This window comes from Paraburkholderia denitrificans (assembly GCF_042655705.1).
In the GTDB taxonomy this organism is placed as follows: domain Bacteria; phylum Pseudomonadota; class Gammaproteobacteria; order Burkholderiales; family Burkholderiaceae; genus Paraburkholderia; species Paraburkholderia denitrificans.
In genome coordinates this window covers 222,271-240,887 of record NZ_JBHSMP010000006.1, presented here as the reverse complement: position 1 = coordinate 240,887, position 18,617 = coordinate 222,271, and the positions used below count along the sequence as shown (strand labels likewise).

General features: G+C 65.1%; 17 protein-coding genes and 5 tRNA genes. 8 read left to right on the top strand and 14 right to left on the bottom strand.

Annotated elements, in window-relative coordinates; all coding sequences use genetic code 11:
* Window positions 1-43 precede the first annotated feature (43 nt).
* Window positions 44-850: a bifunctional hydroxymethylpyrimidine kinase/phosphomethylpyrimidine kinase gene (gene thiD, locus ACFPTO_RS02900; protein ID WP_377709327.1), complete on the top strand. Its 807-nt coding sequence runs from the start codon at window positions 44-46 to the stop codon at window positions 848-850.
* Between the two features lie 16 nt (window positions 851-866).
* Here thiD and ACFPTO_RS02895 read toward each other — a convergent pair whose 3' ends face one another.
* From ACFPTO_RS02895 to tsaB, 4 genes are read right to left on the bottom strand one after another with little or no spacing between them, the layout of a single operon-like run.
* Window positions 867-1,967, bottom strand: a complete 1,101-nt coding sequence (locus ACFPTO_RS02895) for a DUF1853 family protein (protein WP_377709325.1) — start codon at window positions 1,965-1,967, stop codon at window positions 867-869.
* Window positions 1,964-3,022 (bottom strand): uracil-DNA glycosylase, encoded by a 1,059-nt coding sequence (locus ACFPTO_RS02890; RefSeq protein WP_377709323.1) that lies wholly within the window; start codon window positions 3,020-3,022, stop codon window positions 1,964-1,966. The genes ACFPTO_RS02895 and ACFPTO_RS02890 overlap by 4 nt, the downstream gene beginning before the upstream one ends.
* A complete protein-coding gene (rimI, locus tag ACFPTO_RS02885) occupies window positions 3,009-3,503 on the bottom strand; it encodes a ribosomal protein S18-alanine N-acetyltransferase (RefSeq protein ID WP_377709322.1) in 495 nt (164 codons plus the stop codon). The genes ACFPTO_RS02890 and rimI overlap by 14 nt, the downstream gene beginning before the upstream one ends.
* Window positions 3,500-4,303, bottom strand: coding sequence for a tRNA (adenosine(37)-N6)-threonylcarbamoyltransferase complex dimerization subunit type 1 TsaB (gene tsaB, locus ACFPTO_RS02880; protein WP_377709320.1), 804 nt, complete (start codon window positions 4,301-4,303; stop codon window positions 3,500-3,502). Before tsaB ends, rimI begins: the two co-directional genes overlap by 4 nt.
* Here tsaB and ACFPTO_RS02875 point away from each other — a divergent pair.
* From ACFPTO_RS02875 to aceA, 4 genes are all read left to right on the top strand, one after another.
* Window positions 4,302-4,481 carry a hypothetical protein gene (locus ACFPTO_RS02875; RefSeq protein WP_377709318.1) on the top strand — a complete coding sequence of 60 codons (180 nt, stop codon included), beginning with the start codon at window positions 4,302-4,304 and terminating at the stop codon, window positions 4,479-4,481. The genes tsaB and ACFPTO_RS02875 overlap by 2 nt on opposite strands.
* The gene (locus ACFPTO_RS02870) at window positions 4,478-4,747 is read left to right on the top strand and encodes an acyl-CoA-binding protein (protein ID WP_296654280.1); all 270 of its coding nucleotides are present in this window, start codon (window positions 4,478-4,480) and stop codon (window positions 4,745-4,747) included. The genes ACFPTO_RS02875 and ACFPTO_RS02870 overlap by 4 nt, the downstream gene beginning before the upstream one ends.
* Window positions 4,748-5,192: 445 nt before the next feature.
* Window positions 5,193-6,926, top strand: a complete 1,734-nt coding sequence (locus ACFPTO_RS02865) for a DEAD/DEAH box helicase (protein WP_377709317.1) — start codon at window positions 5,193-5,195, stop codon at window positions 6,924-6,926.
* 406 nt (window positions 6,927-7,332) lie between these two features.
* On the top strand, window positions 7,333-8,640 hold the full coding sequence (aceA, locus tag ACFPTO_RS02860) for an isocitrate lyase (RefSeq protein ID WP_377709315.1): 1,308 nt from the start codon (window positions 7,333-7,335) through the stop codon (window positions 8,638-8,640).
* Window positions 8,641-9,012: 372 nt separating this feature from the next.
* Here the strand turns inward: aceA and ACFPTO_RS02855 are convergent, their stop codons facing one another.
* Window positions 9,013-9,447, bottom strand: a complete 435-nt coding sequence (locus ACFPTO_RS02855) for a universal stress protein (protein ID WP_377709313.1) — start codon at window positions 9,445-9,447, stop codon at window positions 9,013-9,015.
* A 159-nt stretch (window positions 9,448-9,606) separates the two neighbouring features.
* Complete coding sequence (locus tag ACFPTO_RS02850) at window positions 9,607-10,518, bottom strand: LysR family transcriptional regulator (RefSeq protein WP_377709311.1); 912 nt, start codon at window positions 10,516-10,518, stop codon at window positions 9,607-9,609.
* 168 nt (window positions 10,519-10,686) lie between these two features.
* On the opposite strand from ACFPTO_RS02850, the gene ACFPTO_RS02845 reads away from it, so the two are divergent.
* Both ACFPTO_RS02845 and aceB read left to right on the top strand, forming a co-directional pair.
* Window positions 10,687-11,484: a haloacid dehalogenase type II gene (locus ACFPTO_RS02845; RefSeq protein WP_377709309.1), complete on the top strand. Its 798-nt coding sequence runs from the start codon at window positions 10,687-10,689 to the stop codon at window positions 11,482-11,484.
* Between the two features lie 69 nt (window positions 11,485-11,553).
* A complete protein-coding gene (gene aceB, locus ACFPTO_RS02840; RefSeq protein ID WP_377709308.1) occupies window positions 11,554-13,146 on the top strand; it encodes a malate synthase A in 1,593 nt (530 codons plus the stop codon).
* A gap of 133 nt (window positions 13,147-13,279) precedes the next feature.
* Here the strand turns inward: aceB and rraA are convergent, their stop codons facing one another.
* Complete coding sequence (gene rraA, locus ACFPTO_RS02835) at window positions 13,280-13,780, bottom strand: ribonuclease E activity regulator RraA (RefSeq protein WP_377709306.1); 501 nt, start codon at window positions 13,778-13,780, stop codon at window positions 13,280-13,282.
* A gap of 214 nt (window positions 13,781-13,994) precedes the next feature.
* Between rraA and ACFPTO_RS02830 the strand changes: the two genes are divergently transcribed.
* Window positions 13,995-14,924 (top strand): AraC family transcriptional regulator, encoded by a 930-nt coding sequence (locus ACFPTO_RS02830; protein WP_377709304.1) that lies wholly within the window; start codon window positions 13,995-13,997, stop codon window positions 14,922-14,924.
* Window positions 14,925-15,012: 88 nt separating this feature from the next.
* Here the strand turns inward: ACFPTO_RS02830 and ACFPTO_RS02825 are convergent, their stop codons facing one another.
* The 7 genes from ACFPTO_RS02825 to gltX form a co-directional block, all read right to left on the bottom strand.
* Window positions 15,013-15,477: a GNAT family N-acetyltransferase gene (locus tag ACFPTO_RS02825; protein WP_377709302.1), complete on the bottom strand. Its 465-nt coding sequence runs from the start codon at window positions 15,475-15,477 to the stop codon at window positions 15,013-15,015.
* Between the two features lie 183 nt (window positions 15,478-15,660).
* Window positions 15,661-15,737: transfer RNA gene (locus tag ACFPTO_RS02820), tRNA-Asp, on the bottom strand.
* 78 nt (window positions 15,738-15,815) lie between these two features.
* Window positions 15,816-15,891 (bottom strand) — tRNA-Glu (locus tag ACFPTO_RS02815).
* Window positions 15,892-15,961: 70 nt separating this feature from the next.
* Window positions 15,962-16,038 (bottom strand) — tRNA-Asp (locus ACFPTO_RS02810).
* 75 nt (window positions 16,039-16,113) lie between these two features.
* Window positions 16,114-16,189, bottom strand: a tRNA-Glu gene (locus tag ACFPTO_RS02805).
* 176 nt (window positions 16,190-16,365) lie between these two features.
* Window positions 16,366-16,441: transfer RNA gene (locus ACFPTO_RS02800), tRNA-Ala, on the bottom strand.
* A gap of 237 nt (window positions 16,442-16,678) precedes the next feature.
* Window positions 16,679-18,100: a glutamate--tRNA ligase gene (gene gltX, locus ACFPTO_RS02795; RefSeq protein ID WP_377709300.1), complete on the bottom strand. Its 1,422-nt coding sequence runs from the start codon at window positions 18,098-18,100 to the stop codon at window positions 16,679-16,681.
* Window positions 18,101-18,617: the final 517 nt, after the last annotated feature.

The following is an 18,617-nucleotide window of genomic DNA, read 5'->3' as shown; positions in this document are numbered from 1 at the left end:
TCGTGCGCACGTCCTGGTGCGAGCGCCCGTCCTTCAAGCTGCCATGACTTCATCCATTTCGAACGTCCTCACCATCGCCGGCTCGGATTCGGGCGGCGGCGCGGGCATCCAGGCCGACCTCAAGGCATTCTCGGCACTCGGCGCCTACGGCGCGAGCGTCATCACCGCGCTCACCGCGCAGAACACGCGCGGCGTCACGGCCATCCACACACCGGATCCCGCCTTCGTCACGGCGCAGCTCGACGCGGTATTCGACGATATCCGCATCGACGCCGTGAAGATCGGCATGCTCGCGAACGCGGCGATCGTACGTGCCGTCGCCGACGCGCTGCGCCGTCACAAGCCGGCGCGCATCGTGCTCGACACGGTGATGATTTCGAAGAGCAATCACGCGTTGCTCGCGCCGGAAGCCGTCGCCGCGCTGCGCGAGGAATTGCTGCCGCTCGCGGGCGTCGTCACGCCGAATCTGCCGGAGGCCGCAGCGTTGCTCGGCGTTGCGCCCGCCGCCGACGAAGCCGCGATGGTCGAGCAAGGCGAAGCGCTGCGCGCACTCGGCGCGCGGGCCGTGCTGATGAAAGGCGGCCATCTCAGTAGCGGCGACAGCCCGGACTGGCTCGTCGAAGCCAGCGGCACGCTGCGTCTTGGCGCAAAGCGGGTGCCGGTCGCCAATACGCACGGCACGGGCTGCACGCTGTCGTCGTCTATCGCGGCACTGTGGCCGCAGCGGGCAACGCTTGCCGAAGCCGTCAGCGACGCCAAGCAGTACCTCACCGGCGCGCTCGAAGCGAGCGATCGCCTCGACGTCGGCCATGGCGTCGGGCCCGTGCATCACTTCTATCGCTGGTGGTGAGCGTTCGCGCGCGGCGCTATTCGCGCGCAAAGGCCCGGGCGTGCGCGGGCCAGTCGTCGGGGACGATGAAGCCGCGCGACTGCTCGATGTAGCCGTTTGCCGCGTCGGCGACGAAGGCCGCCACCATCGCCGGCTCGTCGGGGCGCGGCAGATGCGCGCGCAACGTTTCGGGATCGACTGGGGCGGCAACCGACATTTGATCGGCGAACGTGCCCGGCACATCAACCAACCCTTCCCCGCTACTCCCGGCGCGCAGCGATAGCTCAGTCTGTATGCGCTCCGCCGCAGCCATTCCGCTCGACGATTCGCGCTCACCGCCTGCGATCCGGCGCGGCGCGAGCCACGCCATGCGCGGCAATGCGCTCCAGCCGTCGGCACCCTGCTGTGCGGCGAAAGCAGGCCATTCCGCGCGTGTGACCCACCAGCCGCGTGCATGGCCTCGCGCGAGCGCAGGCGGATCGTTCACGGCTGCTGGTGCGCTTGCTCCTGCCGGATAGAACAGCCAGCCCTTCACGAACATCTGCGCGATCCACGGCCCAGGAAATCCGAGCGAGACGAATTCCTCCCGCTCGCTGAGCCGAAGCTGATGATCGATCAGATGGGTGCGTTTGCGATCCAGCCGGTCGCGCAAACCGGGCCCGACGAAGTCCGCGAGCGTTGCGTGCGCATCCCCGCAATGCAGGTAGCACTTCACGGCCAGTTCCCAGTGCAGACGCTGGCCATCGCGCGTTTCAACAAGAAAATCGCATTCGCCGAGCGTGTGGCCCGCGCGCCGCAACGGCACGTTGGCCGCCACGAGCCGCGCGGCGGGGCCGTGTTCGAGGAACCAGCCAAGCAAGATCTCGGCGTAGCGGCCAAGTCGCTTCGGCCGGCTGCTGTCGAGCACCGCATGCAGCGGCTCGGGATCGCGATCAAGCTGGATGAGCCATTGCGCGGCGGCATGCGCCTCGGCGGGTTGGCTCCACGGCTCGGCGAGCGGCGCCCGGGGTGGTTGTGCGCTCAACAGATCCGCGCTGAAGAGCAACCACGCGAGATTGCGCACGGCAGGATCGGTCAGCCCGTCGAGACGCCCGGCGACATCGGCGCCGGATGCGTCCGCGGGCTGGGTGGCGGTCATTTTTCGCCGCCGTCCGCCTTGCGCCAGATATCACGCGCGAGGCAGAGATCGGCCCACGCCTTCGACTTGTCGTGCAGGCTGCGCAGCAGGTAAGCGGGGTGATAGGTGACGATCACAGGCACGCCCTCGTATTCGTGCACGCGGCCGCGAAGCGATGCGATGCTGGCCTCGCTCTTGAGCAGGCTCTGCGCGGCGAAACGGCCCAGGGCGACGATGATCTTCGGCTTCACGAGCGCGACCTGGCGCTGCAGGTAGGGTTCGCAGCGCGCGACTTCATCGGGCTCGGGATTGCGGTTGCCGGGCGGGCGGCACTTGATGACGTTGGCGATGTAGACGTTCTCGCCGCGGGCGAGCGACAGTGCGCGCAGCATGTTGTCGAGCAGCTTGCCGGCCTGGCCGACAAACGGTTCGCCCTGACGGTCCTCGTTCTCGCCGGGCGCTTCGCCGATCAGCATCCAGTCGGCTTCGCGGTCGCCTACGCCGAACACCGTCTTCGTGCGCTTCTCGCACAGACGGCAGCGCGTGCAGGCTTCGACGCGTTCGGCGAGCGCATCCCAGTCGAGCGCCGCGACATCGTTTCGGGGTGCTGCGGATCGCGAATGAGGCTCGTCGCCATGCGCGCCGGGCGGCGCGGGTACGGCGTCGAACCAGGCGAAATCTTCTTCGGTCAGTGGCGGCGGTTCATCGGACGCAACCGGGACGGCCGTTGCACGGGTGGCCGCTTCGGCCGACGGCGCGGCAGACGGCGCGGCAGACGCCGCATCGTCGATCGTTTCGACAGCATCCGCACGCGCAGCACGCGCCGGAAGGTCGTCCAAACGTGCGGGTCGTGCTGCTTGCACGGATTGCTGGCGCACGTCAGCCTGCGCGGCTGGCGTGGCGACAGCATCAGCCACGGCGGTAGCGCCCGCGCCGAGAGCAACCGGCGCATCCTGCTCGCCTGCACCGGCCGCCTCGACCGTTGCCGTTGCGGCGACACGCGACGCCTGCGTGCCTTTGCTCACCCAGCGCGGCGTGAGGCCCAGTTCGTCCAGCGCGAACTCATTGAGCGCCATCCGCGCCCTCCCCTGCAAAAGAAAAACGCATCACGATCGCATCCTCGCGGCTGTGATGCCGGGCCGGATAGTAGTTCTTGCGCCGGCCGATCGTGACGAAACCGAACTGCTCGTACAGCCGGATCGCGCGATGATTCGATGGCCGCACTTCCAGCAGCAGCCCTTCGAGCCGCTGCGCTCCCGCAATCCGCACCGCTTCGCGCAACAGCGCGAGCCCGGCGCCCGCGCCCTGTGCCGCGGGCGCGACGCACAGGTTCAGCAGATGCATCTCGTCGACCACCGGCATCAGCACGCAGTAGCCGAGCAGCGTGCCCGTCATGTGGCGCATGCAGATGCCGTAATAGCCGTTGCGCAGCGAATCCTGGAAGTTGCCGCGCGACCACGGAAACTCGTATGCGACCCGCTCGATGGCAGCGACCTCGTCGAGGTCGCTCTCGGTCATCTGCGACAGATAGCGGTCGGTCATCAACACGCCGCTCATCGCCCGTCCTCTGTGGCGGACGCCGACGGCGCGTCCGGGGCGGCGCGCCCGGCCTTCGCGGCCAGCCGCTCCGCCGTGGTCTGGGCGACCTTGTTGCGCACGTACTCGGGCGCCGCCTGGTCGGCGCGCAGCGTGCGGCCCGCGCGGAACGCGCGCAGCGCGGCATGCGCGAGCGGCAGCGCGTGCGGCAGCGCCTCGGCGTCGATCACGCGGGCCGCATGAGAGGCCGCGAGCCGTGTGCCGAACGCCGCGGCGGCATTGCCCGCCAGCGTGAAGGGAGCCTCGGGCGCTATGATGCGCTCCGGCGCGTCGAGCGACGCGGGACGCACAATACGCCAGTCGCGCGCCGCCGCGTCCCACTCGTACTCGGCCCAATAGGCCTCGTCCATACGGGCGTCGAGCGCGGCCAGCACGTGCGTCGCGGAGGCATCGCGCAGCCGCGCGCTTTCGGCGCAAACGAGCAGCGTGCCGACCGGCACCACCGGAATATCGAGCCCGAACGCGAGTCCCTGCGCGACGCCCGTTGCTGTGCGCAGCCCCGTGAACGAGCCCGGCCCTGCGCCGAAGGCGATAGCGTCGCAGTCCGCGAGCGTCAGCCCGGCTTCGGCGAGCAGCTCGCCGATGGCCGGCAGCAGACGCGTGCTGGACACGGCGCCGGTGGCCTCGTGGCGCACCCACACGGCCACTTCGGCGTACGGTTCGGTAACGGACGCACCGCCGGAGGCGGCGGTGGCGCGAAGAAGAGCGACCGAGCAGAATTCGGTCGACGTATCGAGGGCAAGCAGCACGGTGTCGTTCATGACCGCCATTGTAATGCGACACCCCGCGCTCTCCCATGCGGGACATGGTGCGTGCGTCGCCGGCCCGGTTCTGGAGGAATCGCTCCAGACAGATGTGGAGCGCGCTGCTACCATCGGCGCCTGTTTCAGCGCTGTTTCTGCGCTGTTTCCGATTAAACCCGTAGAGGAAAAACAATGAGTGATGTAAATGCGCTGTTCGAGAAAGCCCATGAAGAAGTGCAGCAGTTGCCCGAACGGCCGGGCAACCTGACGCTGTTGCGCCTCTATGCGCTCTACAAGCAGGCTACCAAAGGCGACGTCCACGGCGACAAGCCGGGTTTCACCGACATCGTCGGCAAGTACAAGTACGAAGCCTGGGCCGCCCTCAAGGGCACGGCCCAGGACGCAGCGAAGCAGCAATACGTCGAGCTGGTCGAATCGCTCAAGAGCGGCGACGCAAGCTAGGCACCCGGGCAGGCGCTGCGCCATGGCCATCGCGGTGGCCATGGATCGCGGCCCGAGCGGCTGGCAGATGCGTCCGCCACCGTCCGCAGCGCGTCGCAATCCCTCACCGGCAACTCGCTCTGGCGCAGCGCAACAAATCCGGATATAATTCGCGTCGCGCCGCGTTCCGGCCACCCAGCCAGAGCTGGGCGGGCCAGCAAGGCGCCTCGCAGCGTTAAGCTCCAATCCAGTTTAGAACCTGTCCCCTCCTGCCTTGGCCCTTCGGGCCGTCATGTATCAGGCTGGCGGCAAGCCAATATCGGTGCGCCGCATCCGAAACAGCTTCTAACGAAAATCCACCGTATGTGGTGGATTGCCCCCGTTTTTCGATTTGTTCGCAAAATCCGACGACTTGGGTATGCCGATTGGCGCCGACGTTCTATTTCCTGTATTCCCAAGGATTTTCATGACTTCGAGCATTACCCCAAGCCCCCTCGACGCGATCGCAGGCATTGCCCTCGGTCTCGGTGACGCTGCCGATGCATCGGCGCAAACCGCGGCACAAGCACAAGCTGCCGCGCAAGCCACCGATACACCCGAAGTGCCCGAAGGCCCGACCTTCGTGTCGCTCGGCCTGTCGCCGGAGATCGTCTCGGCGCTGACCGCAGCGGGCTACAAGTCGCCGACTCCCGTGCAGCAGCGCGCCATTCCTGCTGCCATCGCCGGGCGCGACCTGATGGTCTCGAGCCCGACCGGTTCGGGCAAGACCGCGGCCTTCATGCTGCCCGCGATCGAGCGCTTCGCGCAGATCCAGAAGGCGCAGGCCGCACAGCCGCGCGAGCCGCGTCCGCAGGGCGAGCAAGGCGATCGCCGCCAGCGCCGCCCGCAGCCGGTCGCGCGCCCGGGCCTTCTCGTCCTCACGCCGACGCGCGAACTCGCCATGCAGGTGACCACCGCTGCGTCGACCTACGGCAAGCATCTGCGCCGCCTGCGCACGGTCAGCATCCTCGGCGGCGTAGCCTACGGCCAGCAGCTGATGCTGCTCGCCAAGAACCCCGAGATTCTCGTCGCGACGCCGGGCCGTCTGCTCGACCACCTCGAGCGCGGCCGCATCGACCTGTCGGAACTCAAGATGCTCGTCCTCGACGAAGCCGACCGCATGCTCGACATGGGCTTCATCGAAGACATCGAGTCGATCGTCGCCGCCACGCCTGAGTCGCGCCAGACCATGCTGTTCTCGGCCACGCTCGACGGCAAGATCGGCTCGCTCACCGGCCGCCTGCTGAAGGATCCGGAGCGTATCGAAATCACGCACAAGATCGAGGCGAACTCGAACATCGCGCAAACCGTGCATTACGTCGACGACCGCGATCACAAGGATCGCCTGCTCGACCATCTGCTGCGCGACGAGAGCCTCGACCAGGCCATCGTGTTCACGGCGACCAAGATGGACGCGGACCAGCTGGCCGGCCGTCTCGCCGACGCCGGTTTCGAATCCGCCGCGCTGCACGGCGACCTGCCGCAAGGCGCCCGCAACCGCACGATCCGCTCGCTGCGCGAGCGCCGCGTGCGCGTGCTCGTCGCGACCGACGTCGCGGCGCGCGGCATCGACATTCCGGGCATCACGCACGTCTTCAACTACGACCTGCCGAAGTTCGCCGAAGACTACGTGCACCGTATCGGCCGCACGGGTCGCGCGGGCCGCTCGGGCGTCGCGGTGAGCCTCGTGCATCACGCCGAGCAAGGCGCGCTCAAGCGCATCGAGCGCTTCGTGCGTTCGACGCTGCCGGTCAACGTGGTCGAGGGTTTCGAGCCGCGCAAGGCACCGCCCGCGAATCGCGGCTTCGGCGGCCGCGGCCGTCCTGGCGGCAATGGCAACGGCGGCCGACGCTTCGGCAGCGGCAAGCCGGGCGGCTACGGCAACCGTAGCGGCAATGGCGGCAACGGCGGCGGCTGGCAAGGCAAGTCCGAAGGCTCGCGTGGCGGCTACAGCGGCCAGTCGCGTGACGGCGGTTACGGCCAGCGTGACGGCGGCAACGGATCCCGCGAAGGCTACGGCGCTTCACGCGGCGAAGGCGGCAACAGCAACGGCAACGGCCGCGGCTACGGCCAGCCGCGCGGCGAAGGCTACGGCCGCTCGCGCGAGGGCTACAGCGCCCGCCGCAACGACGGCCCGCGCGGCGCACGTCGCGACAGCTAAGCGCTGTTTCTTGCGGGAGCAAGGCGGGATTTCCGGCCTGCTTCCGAAGCTGCACATCGAAGACCGGTGCCTCGTCACCGGTCTTTTTTTGCCTCCATCACGGTTTCACGATATGAAAAAATTTTTTGCTTCGTAAAAAATTGTGCTGCGTGGCACAAAGCAATTCATTGCAAGATGGGAAATCGCATCCCTTATTACGAAATTATGCAAATAACCAATTGATTTAATTGAATTAAAAAACATCAAAAAACCCGCAAGGACATCTGTCGCCCCCATATCGATTTGCCTAGACTCTTATATAAGACTTCACGAAACGAAACGCACGGAAGCGCGAGAGAAGTACCTCATTTTGCGAAGTCACCGATTTCATCCGGTCTTACCTATCAGGCAAACGAAGGAGCACACCATGTCGACCCGTCAGGAACAAGCGAAGCAACTCCAACAGGAATGGGATACCGATCCGCGCTGGAAAGGCATCAAGCGCAACTACACCGCCGATGACGTGGTGCGTCTGCGCGGCTCGGTCCAGCCTGAGCACACGCTCGCCAAGCAAGGCGCGCAAAAGCTGTGGAAGGGCGTGAACACCGAGCCGTTCATCAACTCGCTCGGCGCACTGACCGGCAACCAGGCCATGCAGCAGGTGAAGGCCGGTCTCAAGGCGATCTATCTGTCGGGCTGGCAGGTCGCGGGCGACGCCAATCTCGCCGGCGAAATGTACCCGGACCAGTCGCTCTACCCCGCCAACTCGGTGCCGCAAGTCGTGAAGCGCATCAACAACACGCTCACGCGCGCCGACCAGATCCAGTGGTCCGAAGGCAAGAACCCGGGCGACGAAGGTTACGTCGACTTCTTCCAGCCGATCGTCGCGGACGCTGAAGCCGGCTTCGGCGGCGTGCTGAACGCATTCGAACTGATGAAGGCCATGATCGACGCGGGCGCCGCGGGCGTGCACTTCGAAGACCAGCTCGCTTCGGTGAAGAAGTGCGGCCACATGGGCGGCAAGGTGCTCGTGCCGTCGCGTGAAGCCGTTGCCAAGCTGACCGCCGCGCGCCTCGCTGCCGACGTCTGCGGCGTGCCGACCGTGCTGCTCGCCCGCACCGACGCGGAAGCCGCCGACCTCGTCACCTCCGACATCGACGACAACGACAAGCCGTTCCTCACGGGCGAGCGCACGGTGGAAGGTTTCTTCCGCACGCGCAACGGCCTCGAACAGTCGATCGCACGCGGTCTCGCCTACGCGCCGTACGCCGACATGATCTGGTGCGAAACCGGCAAGCCGGACCTCGAGTTCGCCAAGAAATTCGCGGAAGCGATCCACCAGCAGTTCCCCGGCAAGCTGCTTGCGTACAACTGCTCGCCGTCGTTCAACTGGAAGAAGAACCTCGACGACGCAACGATCGCGAAGTTCCAGCGCGAACTCGGCGCGATGGGCTACAAATTCCAGTTCATCACGCTCGCGGGCTTCCACTCGCTCAACTACTCGATGTTCAACCTCGCACACGGCTATGCGCGCCAGAACATGAGCGCGTTCGTCGAACTCCAGCAGGCCGAGTTCGCCGCCGCCGAAAAGGGCTTCACCGCCGTGAAGCACCAGCGCGAAGTCGGCACGGGCTACTTCGACGCCGTGACGCAGACGGTCGAGCGCGAAGCGTCGACGACCGCCCTGCACGGTTCGACGGAAGACGAGCAATTCTTCGACAAGAAGGTGGCGTAAGACCACCTGCAGCAAAGGCACCGCCGGGCGGTGCCGCAGCCGGTACGCGTGACCCTGGCGGGGCGCGCCGGCTGCGGCAGCAGTCCGGCGCGCCAAATACTGCGACACAAGGCTTCCACGACAGGGCGAGCCAATCAGGGGGCAGAACGAGGCCAGGCACTGCCGGACACGATCCGGCCCGCCGCACGGCCCGGCAACCGGCCGGGCACGCGGCACCGGGTCTCGCCAGCAAATGAAGCCCAACCAGGGCAGCACCACGGAAGGCGCATGGGCACCGGCTGTATGTATGTGCCCATGCGCCGGCTGTGGCGGTTGTGACGACTGTGGCGGTTGTGACGCGCCGCAGCTGGGTCTGTCGCGTGGTTTGCGTTCTCAGCGGTAAACGATCACCGGAATTTTTGTATGCGTGAGCACGCGCTGCGTCTCGCTGCCGATCAACAGGCTGCCGAGTCCGCGGCGTCCGTGCGACGCCATGAAGATCACGTCGCAGCCGCCCGCTTCGGCCGCTTCGATGATGCCGAGATACGGTGACGGATGAACACTCGTACGGCTTTCGCAGACGACACCCGCGCTACGCGCCGTGTTCTCGATTTCCTCAAGATGCGCGCGCGCCTCCCGCTCGGCGCGGGTCTGGAAATCGCCGGGTTGCTCGATCACGACGTCCGCGTACGGTGCATACGGATATTGCGGCAGACACGCGTAGGCCGTGACTCGTGCCCCAACGGTGCGCGCCAGGTCGATCGCGCCGTCGACCGCCTGCTTCGACAGATCCGAACCGTCGGTAGGAACGAGAATGTGCTTGAACATGGCGCCCTCCGTTGTGCACAGCGGCCAGTCGCGGCGATCCTGGCATTCCGCATCCGGATCCCGTCAGATCGATTGTAGTGCGCTAAAAACAGGCGCAAGGCGCACATGCGGGTCTCCACGCATATCGGAAACGCGCATGTGGGCGCTCGAACGAAGCCGTCACTCCCCGCCCCAGTACCGCGGATGACCGTACGTATGCTTGAGAAGATCGAGAAAGAGGCGCACACGCAACGGCAGATGCCGACGCTGCGGAAACACGGCATGGATGCCGACGGGCGGCGCGGCGAACGCATCGAGCACGGCAACGAGCCGCCCCGCCGCGATGTCCTCACCGACTTCCCACCACGAGCGCCACGCCAGTCCGTGGCCGTCGAGACACCATTCGTGCAGCACCGCGCCGTCCGTGCATTCCATCGTGCCCGTCACGCGTATCGACACCACCTTCCCCTCTTGCTGAAACGTCCAGCCGCGCTGCTGGTTCGCGCCGCTCGCACCGAGCGCGAGACAGTTGTGGTGCGCGAGATCGGCGAGCGTTTCGGGCGCACCGCGGCGCGCGAGGTAATCCGGCGAAGCGACGCACACGCGGCGGTTCTCGCCGAGCTTGAGCGAAACGAGCGACGAGTCGGGCAGCTCGCCGAGGCGCACGGCGCAATCGAAACCCTCGTTGACGAGATCGACCAGGCGATCGGAGAGATCGAGCGTGATCGAGACGTCGGGATGCGCGCTCGTGAACGCCGGCACGAGCGGTGCGACGTGACGCCGTCCGAAGCCCGCCGGCGCCGACACGCGCACGTGCCCGCTCGCCTTCACGCGCCCCGCCGAAACGCTCGCTTCGGCGTTTTGCATGTCGTTGATGATGCGCTGGCAGTCCTCAAGGAACGCGGCGCCTTCGAACGTCAGCGTGATACGGCGCGTCGTGCGCACGAGCAGCTTGACGCCGAGCCGCTCCTCGAGCGCATCGATACGGCGACCGATGATGGCGGGCGCGACCCCTTCGGCTTGCGCGGCAGCGGAGAGGCTGCCCTTTGCCGCGACCGCGGCAAAAGTTTCGATCTGCTTGAAGCGGTCCATCGGCGGGCAACGAGAAGTGAATATGTGAACGAATCGGGTGGTAAAGACCGTGCGAATGGCCAGATTAAGTGGGTAAAAGTAAAAGATCAAGTGATCGGCGCGCCCTTTTTCAGAGATAGGGCGCGTCAATACAATTCAGAACGCCCACTGACGATGGAGGATCCGACGATGCCTGCTTCATTTGCACAAAGCGCCGCGCAATCCGCCGCAAAAAGCGCAACCCGATTCCCGACAGCCGTAATTTTCGACGCGTACGGCACGCTGTTCGACGTGCACTCGGTCGTCGCCGCCGCCGAGCAGATGTTCCCCGGCCGTGGCGACGCGCTCTCACAGCTTTGGCGTCTCAAGCAAATCGAATACACGCAGTTGCGCACGTTGTCCGATCCGGCTGGCGCACGCTATCGCCCGTTCTGGGACGTGACGCTCGACGCGCTGCGCTATGCGGCGCACCGCCTGAATCTTGCGTTGACCGGCGCGGACGAAAAACGCCTGATGGACGAATACGCGTGCCTTTCCGCGTTCCCCGACGTGCTGCCCGTCCTGCGCCGCCTGCGCGCGCCGCGTGAAGACGGCTCGCGCCCCGGCCTCGCGATTCTCTCGAACGGCAATCCGTCCATGCTCGACGTCGCGGTGAAAAGCGCGGGCATGAACGGGCTCTTCGACCACGTGCTTTCCGTCGATCCCGTACGCGCCTACAAACCCGCAGCCGCGGCCTACGCGCTCGGCACGACGGCGTTCGGCACAGCGCCAGGCGAAATCGTGTTCGTCTCGTCGAACGGCTGGGACGCGGCAGGCGCAGGCTGGTTCGGCTACACGACGTTCTGGATCAACCGCCAGCGACTGCCCGCCGAAGAACTCGGCATCGCCCCGCACGGCACCGGAAGCGGCATGGACGACCTCGCCGCCTTTCTCGACACCGCAGCGCCGCCTGAACGGACCCCGGCACGCCCCCGACCGGGCGCATGACCTTCCTGCCCTGCCAGACGACGCGCACAAAACACAAGCATTCATAAACCGACCGACCAAGGAGCAAATATGGCTAACACGTTGCAACTGCCGCAAGGCATGCAGATTTCGGCTGATATCAAGCCCGGCTTCGAAACGATTCTCACGCCCGCGGCGCTGGAACTCGTCGCGAAGCTGCACCGCGCATTCGAGCCGCGCAGGCAGGAACTGCTGAAGGCGCGCGCGGAGCGCACGAAGCGTCTCGACGCGGGCGAGCGCCCCGATTTCCTCGCGCAGACGAAGGCCATCCGCGAGGCCGACTGGAAAGTCGCGGCTCTGCCGAAGGATCTGGAATGCCGCCGCGTGGAAATCACGGGCCCGGTCGAGCGCAAGATGATCATCAACGCGCTGAACTCGGGCGCCGATGCCTACATGACCGACTTCGAGGATTCGAACGCGCCGAACTGGGACAACCAGATCACCGGTCAGATCAACCTCAAGGACGCGGTGCGCCGCACGATTTCGCTGGAGCAGAACGGCAAGTCGTACAAGCTCAACGACAAGGTGGCGACGCTGATCGTGCGCCCGCGCGGCTGGCACCTCGACGAGAAGCACGTCACGGTCGACGGGCAGCGCGTGTCGGGCGGCATCTTCGACTTCGCGCTCTATCTGTTCCACAACGCGCAGGAACTGATCGCGCGCGGCAGCGGCCCGTATTTCTATCTGCCGAAGATGGAAAGCCACCTCGAAGCGCGTCTGTGGAACGACATCTTCGTCGCCGCGCAGGAAGCCGTGGGCATCGCGCACGGCACGATTCGCGCAACCGTGCTCGTCGAGACGATTCTCGCGGCGTTCGAGATGGACGAAATCCTGTATGAGCTGCGCGAGCATAGCTCCGGCCTCAATGCGGGCCGCTGGGACTACATCTTCTCGGCAATCAAGAAGTTCAAGAACGACAAGGACTTCTGCCTCGCGGACCGCGCGCAGATCACGATGACGGTGCCGTTCATGCGCGCCTACGCACTCGAACTGCTCAAGACCTGCCACCGCCGCAACGCACCGGCAATCGGCGGCATGAGCGCGCTCATCCCGATCAAGAACGACGCGGCTGCGAACGACAAGGCGATGGCCGGCGTGCGCTCGGACAAGGCGCGCGATGCCACCGACGGCTACGACGGCGGCTGGGTCGCGCACCCGGGCCTCGTGCCGATCGCGATGGAAGAGTTCGTGAAGGTGCTCGGCGATAAGCCGAACCAGATCGCGAAGCAGCGCGCCGATGTGACCATCGCGGGCAAGGATCTGCTCGACTTCCGCCCGGAAGCGCCGATCACCGAGGCGGGCCTGCGCGGCAACATCAACGTCGGCATCCACTACCTCGGTTCGTGGCTCGCGGGCAATGGCTGCGTGCCGATCCACAACCTCATGGAAGACGCCGCGACCGCGGAAATCTCGCGCTCGCAGGTGTGGCAATGGATCCGCTCGCCGAAGGGCAAGCTCGAAGACGGCCGCAAGGTCACGGCCGAACTCGTGCGCGACCTGATCCCGCAGGAGCTGGACAAGGTGAAGGCCGTGGTGGGCGGCGACACGAAGCCGTACGAGCGCGCGGCGCAGATCTTCGAGCAGATGTCGACGTCGGAGAATTTCGTCGAATTCCTGACGCTGCCGCTCTACGAAGAAATCTGATGACCGGCTGATCGCCACGCGCGATCCCGGCGGAAAAAAGGCCCGGCGGATTTTTGCCGGGCCTTCGTGTTTTTTGGCGCGTTAGCGCATCTGACGCTCAGGCCGGCCTTCAGGTCGGCCTTCAGGTTGCCCCTCAGGCCGCATCGAGCCGTTCGTGCGAGACGAGCACGCCGTCGATATCGGCGTATATCCAGTCGCCCGTGCGCACAGCCGCACCCGGCATGCGCACCGTCACTTCACGTTCACCGACACCGCGCCGGAAGCTGCGCTGCGGATGCGTCGCGAGCGCGACAATGCCCACATCAAGCGCATTCAGTTCGAGCGTATCGCGCACGCAGCCGTTGACCACGATGCCCGCCCAGCCATTGTTCTGCACCAGTTCCCCGAGCTTGCCGCCCACCAGCGCGCAACGCAGGCTGCCGCCGCCGTCGACGACGAGCACGCGGCCCGCGCCCGGCGTCTCCAGCGTCGCACGCACGAGCGAATTGTCTTCGAAGACCTTCAGCGTGAACGCCGGACCGCTAAAGGACGGCAAGCGGCCAAACCAGCGGAAAACGGGATCGAGTACGTGCAGCGTGCCGGCAGCGAGCCGGTCTTCGTGTGCGTCGCAGAGGTCGGCAGTAGCGATATTCATGGTGTCTCCATTCGGATACGTTCGGTAAATTCGGATACGTTCGGATAAGGCGAATCGTCCGTATTATGCCTGCCCATTAGACGGTGCAAACACCTCTGTCGAACGGCCATCGCATGTCATCGCCGACCGTGCACCCGTGCGCTTGCAGCCGGATTGCACCTAAAATGAGCGCGAGCCGTTCACATGACGCGCACCTGTGCGCGTGTCTTTCACCATGCCCTTGCAACCGCCGCTGCACGCCAACCCGCACGCCAGTCCGCACGCCGACCCACGCGCCGACCCGCGTGCGGAATTCGCCGATATTCCCCCGGAGTTCGAGCCCACGTCCGCGCATCCCGTGCGTGTACGCTCGCGTCCGATGGCAGCCGGTGTACGGATCTCGCAGCACACCCACGCGTGGGCGCAGCTCGCGTATGCATCGCGCGGCGTGCTGCGCATGATGACGCCCGGCACGACGTGGATGGTGCCGCCGTCGCGCGCAATCTGGGTTCCGCCTTACGTGACGCATGAAGTGGTAATCGTCGAGGATGCCTTCCTGCGCACGCTCTATGTCGACGAATCGGTGGTTCCGTCTGGACTCGACGCATGCCGCGTGGTCGAAGTCTCGGGGCTCCTGCGCGAAACGATCGCCGCCATCGACGAACGCCGCATCGCACCCGCACGTGAACGGCTGCTCGGCGCGCTCGCACTCGACGAGATCACGCGCTCCGCACCGTTGCCGCTCGCGGTGCCGATGCCCGAGGAAAAGCGCCTGCGCTCGCTGTGCGAGGCGCTGCTCGCCGACCCGGCCGGGCCAGGTTCGCTCGAATATTGGGCCGCTCAGGTCGGTGCGAGCACGCGCACAATCGCGCGCCTCTTCCGGCAGGAACTCGGCGTGAGTTTTTCTCAATGGCGACAGCAGGCCATTCTCGCGCGAGCAATTCCACTGCTCAATCAGGGACGGCCGATGGCGATTGTCGCGCAGGAACTCGGCTACCAGAGCCAGAGTGCGTTTTCGGCGATGTTCCGGCGTGCTTTCGGGGAGAGTCCGCGTGCGTTCATCGCGCGCGGCACGGGTGATCGCGCGGAAGAAGGCACTGAAGACTCGGTGTTGCGCGATGCGAGGGACGCCGCTAGCGATGCGTCCGGCGCAACGGACGAATAGACATCGCATAACTTATCGATGCAGCGACTGAACGCAACGTCGATCCTACGTCTCAAGCCGCAATCGAACCGTGTGGATGGCCGCGCGCTCAGACCGGCCGTGTCATGTGCCGTATGGAGCCGAGCCTCGCGAGCCTGGGTCCTGCCACGCGATAGCCCATGCGCTGATAGAGCCGCGCAGCGGGGTTATCGATGAACACGCGCAACTGCAATTCGCGCAGCCCGCGCTCACGCGCCCAGCGATGCGACATGTCGAGCAGGAAAGTGCCAGCGCCGTGGCCGCGGTAGCCCTCGGCGATCTGCACGTCGCGAATATGCAGCGAGTCGCCCTCTTCGGTGATGCGCAGCACGCCGATCGCCTGGCCATCGAGTTCGAGAATGAAGTTCTCCGATTCGCGGTAGCTCGCAAGAAACAGATCGCCGCGCCAGATGAGATGGTGCCGCCGATAGTAGCCACCCATGTTGTTGCGCGTGAGCGCCTCGGCGAACTCGAAGTCGTCCATGGAGGCCTGGCGCAACTGGAAACGCGATGGGATGTCGTTCGGTGCGAACATGGGATGCAAGCGGTACGCCAGGTTGAAGCTCGCTGGGTTAAATCTCGCCGGGTTAAATCTCGATTACGCTACGATACCGCGCGCACGCCGGCAATGACAGATTGTCCGTATGGCCAGACAAAAGGAAAACGGCAGTCCAAATGAAAAAAGCCCACTGGAAAACTCCAGTGGGCTTCGTTCGTCTGGCGGAGCGGACGGGACTCGAACCCGCGACCCCCGGCGTGACAGGCCGGTATTCTAACCAACTGAACTACCGCTCCAGTGCTGCTGCTACCGGCGGGCGTCGGTCGATTCCCGCTGGCTGCGTCGCCGTGCTGCGATGGCGCCGCTGTTGTCTTTGGCGTCCCCTAGGGGATTCGAACCCCTGTACTCACCGTGAAAGGGTGATGTCCTAGGCCTCTAGACGAAGGGGACAACACGGGCTTTCGCCCTTACTGCTTCAACTAAAAAGCCCGCTCAAGTTATAGCCTGAACGGGCTTCATCTGGCGGAGCGGACGGGACTCGAACCCGCGACCCCCGGCGTGACAGGCCGGTATTCTAACCAACTGAACTACCGCTCCAGTTCGACATACGCAGATGGGTGTCAACTGATTCCCACCTGCTGCTTCATCGATCTCATCGACGACGCCTATGTCTGGCGTCCCCTAGGGGATTCGAACCCCTGTACTCACCGTGAAAGGGTGATGTCCTAGGCCTCTAGACGAAGGGGACATGATCTTTTCAGATAATGCCTTGCTACACTTTACTGCGCTTTGCTGCCATTTTCCCGCATTCCGCTATTTAATCTACTCAACAGCGAAAAACAAGATTCTAACTTCTTTACCGCATTATGTGAAGATTTTTTTCTTCACATCCGCTTTCGCGGAGAAATTCTTACTCTGCTCTGTTGGTGGAGGTAAGCGGGATCGAACCGCTGACCTCTTGCATGCCATGCAAGCGCTCTCCCAGCTGAGCTATACCCCCTTGCAGAACAGAAGCGAGATTATAAGGAGCAATTTCGCTTTTGTAAAGAGCTTTTGGATCGTTTCCGGCAACGTTCTTGAAACTTTCGTTCTTGAAACTTCGCCGATCCAGCCACTCCGTCGTGAACTTTGCAACTTGCTCATTGAGCCTGTTCACGCTCCGTTTTCAACGGAGCCCGAATACTACAAGAACTCCTGCGCCGGCGCTAGTGCCGGCGCAGAAAATCTTGAAAAAAGATCAAGCCGATTTCGCGAGACCCTGCTCGATGCGACTCACCACCACATCACGGGTGAAGAGCGAGAGCACCGCATCGATGCCGGGCGTGTGCGTCGTGCCCACCACGAACAGGCGCACCGGCATCGCCAGTTGCGGCATCTTCAGCTTGTGAGCGGCGAGCGTCGCCTTCATCGCAGCCGAAATGCCCTCCTTCGTCCACTCAGCCGCCCTGAATGCACCAGCAAGGTCGGCGAGCGCCGGACGCACGGCGTCCGTGACGTGCTGCGCGAGCGCCTCGGCTTCGGGCTGCGGCTCGCGATAGAACATCTGCGCGCTCTCGGCGATCTCCTTGATCGTATTCGCGCGATCCTTCAGCAGCGCAATCGCGCCTTCGAGCAACGGACCCTGCGCGAGCGATGCATCGTCGATGCCGAGCGCCTCGAAGAACGGCTTCGCGAGTTGCGCGACACGCGCGCTATCGGCTTCCTTCAGGTAGTGGTTGTTGAGCCAGTCGAGCTTGTTCTGGTCGTATTGCGCAGGCGACTTGCCGAGGTGCTCGAGATCGAACCACTCGACAAACTGGTCGCGCGAAAACACTTCGGCGTCGCCGTGCGACCAGCCAAGCCGCGCGAGATAGTTCAGCACCGCTTCCGGCAGATAGCCCGAATCGCGATAGCCCATCACGCTCATCGCGCCGTGGCGCTTGCTCATCTTCTCGCCCTGCTCGTTGAGCACGGTCGGCAGGTGCGCGTAGACCGGCGGCTCTGCGCCGAGCGCACGCAGGATGTTGATCTGGCGCGGCGTGTTGTTCACATGGTCGTCGCCGCGGATCACGTGCGTGATCTTCATGTCGAGGTCGTCGACCACGACGCAGAAGTTGTACGTCGGCGTGCCGTCCGGGCGCGCGATCACGAGGTCGTCGAGTTCCTCGTTCGAAATCTCGACGCGGCCCTTCACGGCATCGTCCCACGCGACGACGCCCGACAGCGGGTTACGGAAGCGCAGCACCGGCTTCACGCCCTCCGGCGGCACCGGCAGGACCTTGCCCGGCTCGGGACGCCACGTGCCGTCGTAGCGCGGCTTTTCACCCGCGGCGCGCTGGCGCTCGCGCAGCGCGTCCAGTTCTTCCGTCGACATGTAGCACGGGTACACGAGGCCCTGCTCGGCCATCTGCGCGAGCACTTCGCGGTAACGGTCCATGCGCTGCATCTGGTAGAACGGGCCTTCGTCGATATCGAGACCAAGCCACGCCATGCCTTCGATGATCGCGTCGACCGCTTCGGACGTCGACCGCTCGACATCGGTGTCCTCGATCCGCAGCACGAATACGCCCTTGTTGTGGCGCGCGAACGCCCACGGATAGAGCGCGGAGCGGATGTTGCCGAGGTGGATGAAGCCGGTCGGGCTCGGCGCGAAGCGGGTACGGACAGGAGTCGTGGTCATGTGCAATTACTCGGAGACGGTACGGCCGCGCGACTGCGGTCGGCGACGGTCGGCGGGGTTCGCCAACGGCGCGGCGCGACCCAACGCGACACGCCTGCGAACGAAGAACCGGGAAAATTCGAGACCGGATTATACCCGCCGCAGGCACCTTCGGCCCGGCCTCGGGCCGCGCACGCGCCCGGCGAATGGGGCACGGGCCGCTTTGCCGCGCATCGTCCCGCGCTTCGCGACCGTGCGCGCATCCTGGGCCGATGTATGTGCCGATGTATGTGCCGACGCATGTGCCGACGCATGTGTCGATGCATGTGCCGACGCATGCGCCGATGCATGGCCGCCCCGTGAACCCAAACCCGCGCCGACACAACGCGTTACAAGCGCTTTTTGAAAACCGGCGCGGCTTTGCCTTATGATGTCGGCGCGCCGTATCCATCGCCCGGCGCCGCGGGGAACGCCAGGCGCTGCCCACGCGACCAGATTGCGGCCCACGGACCGTTCGCGGCGTGTGATCCGGGTGTGA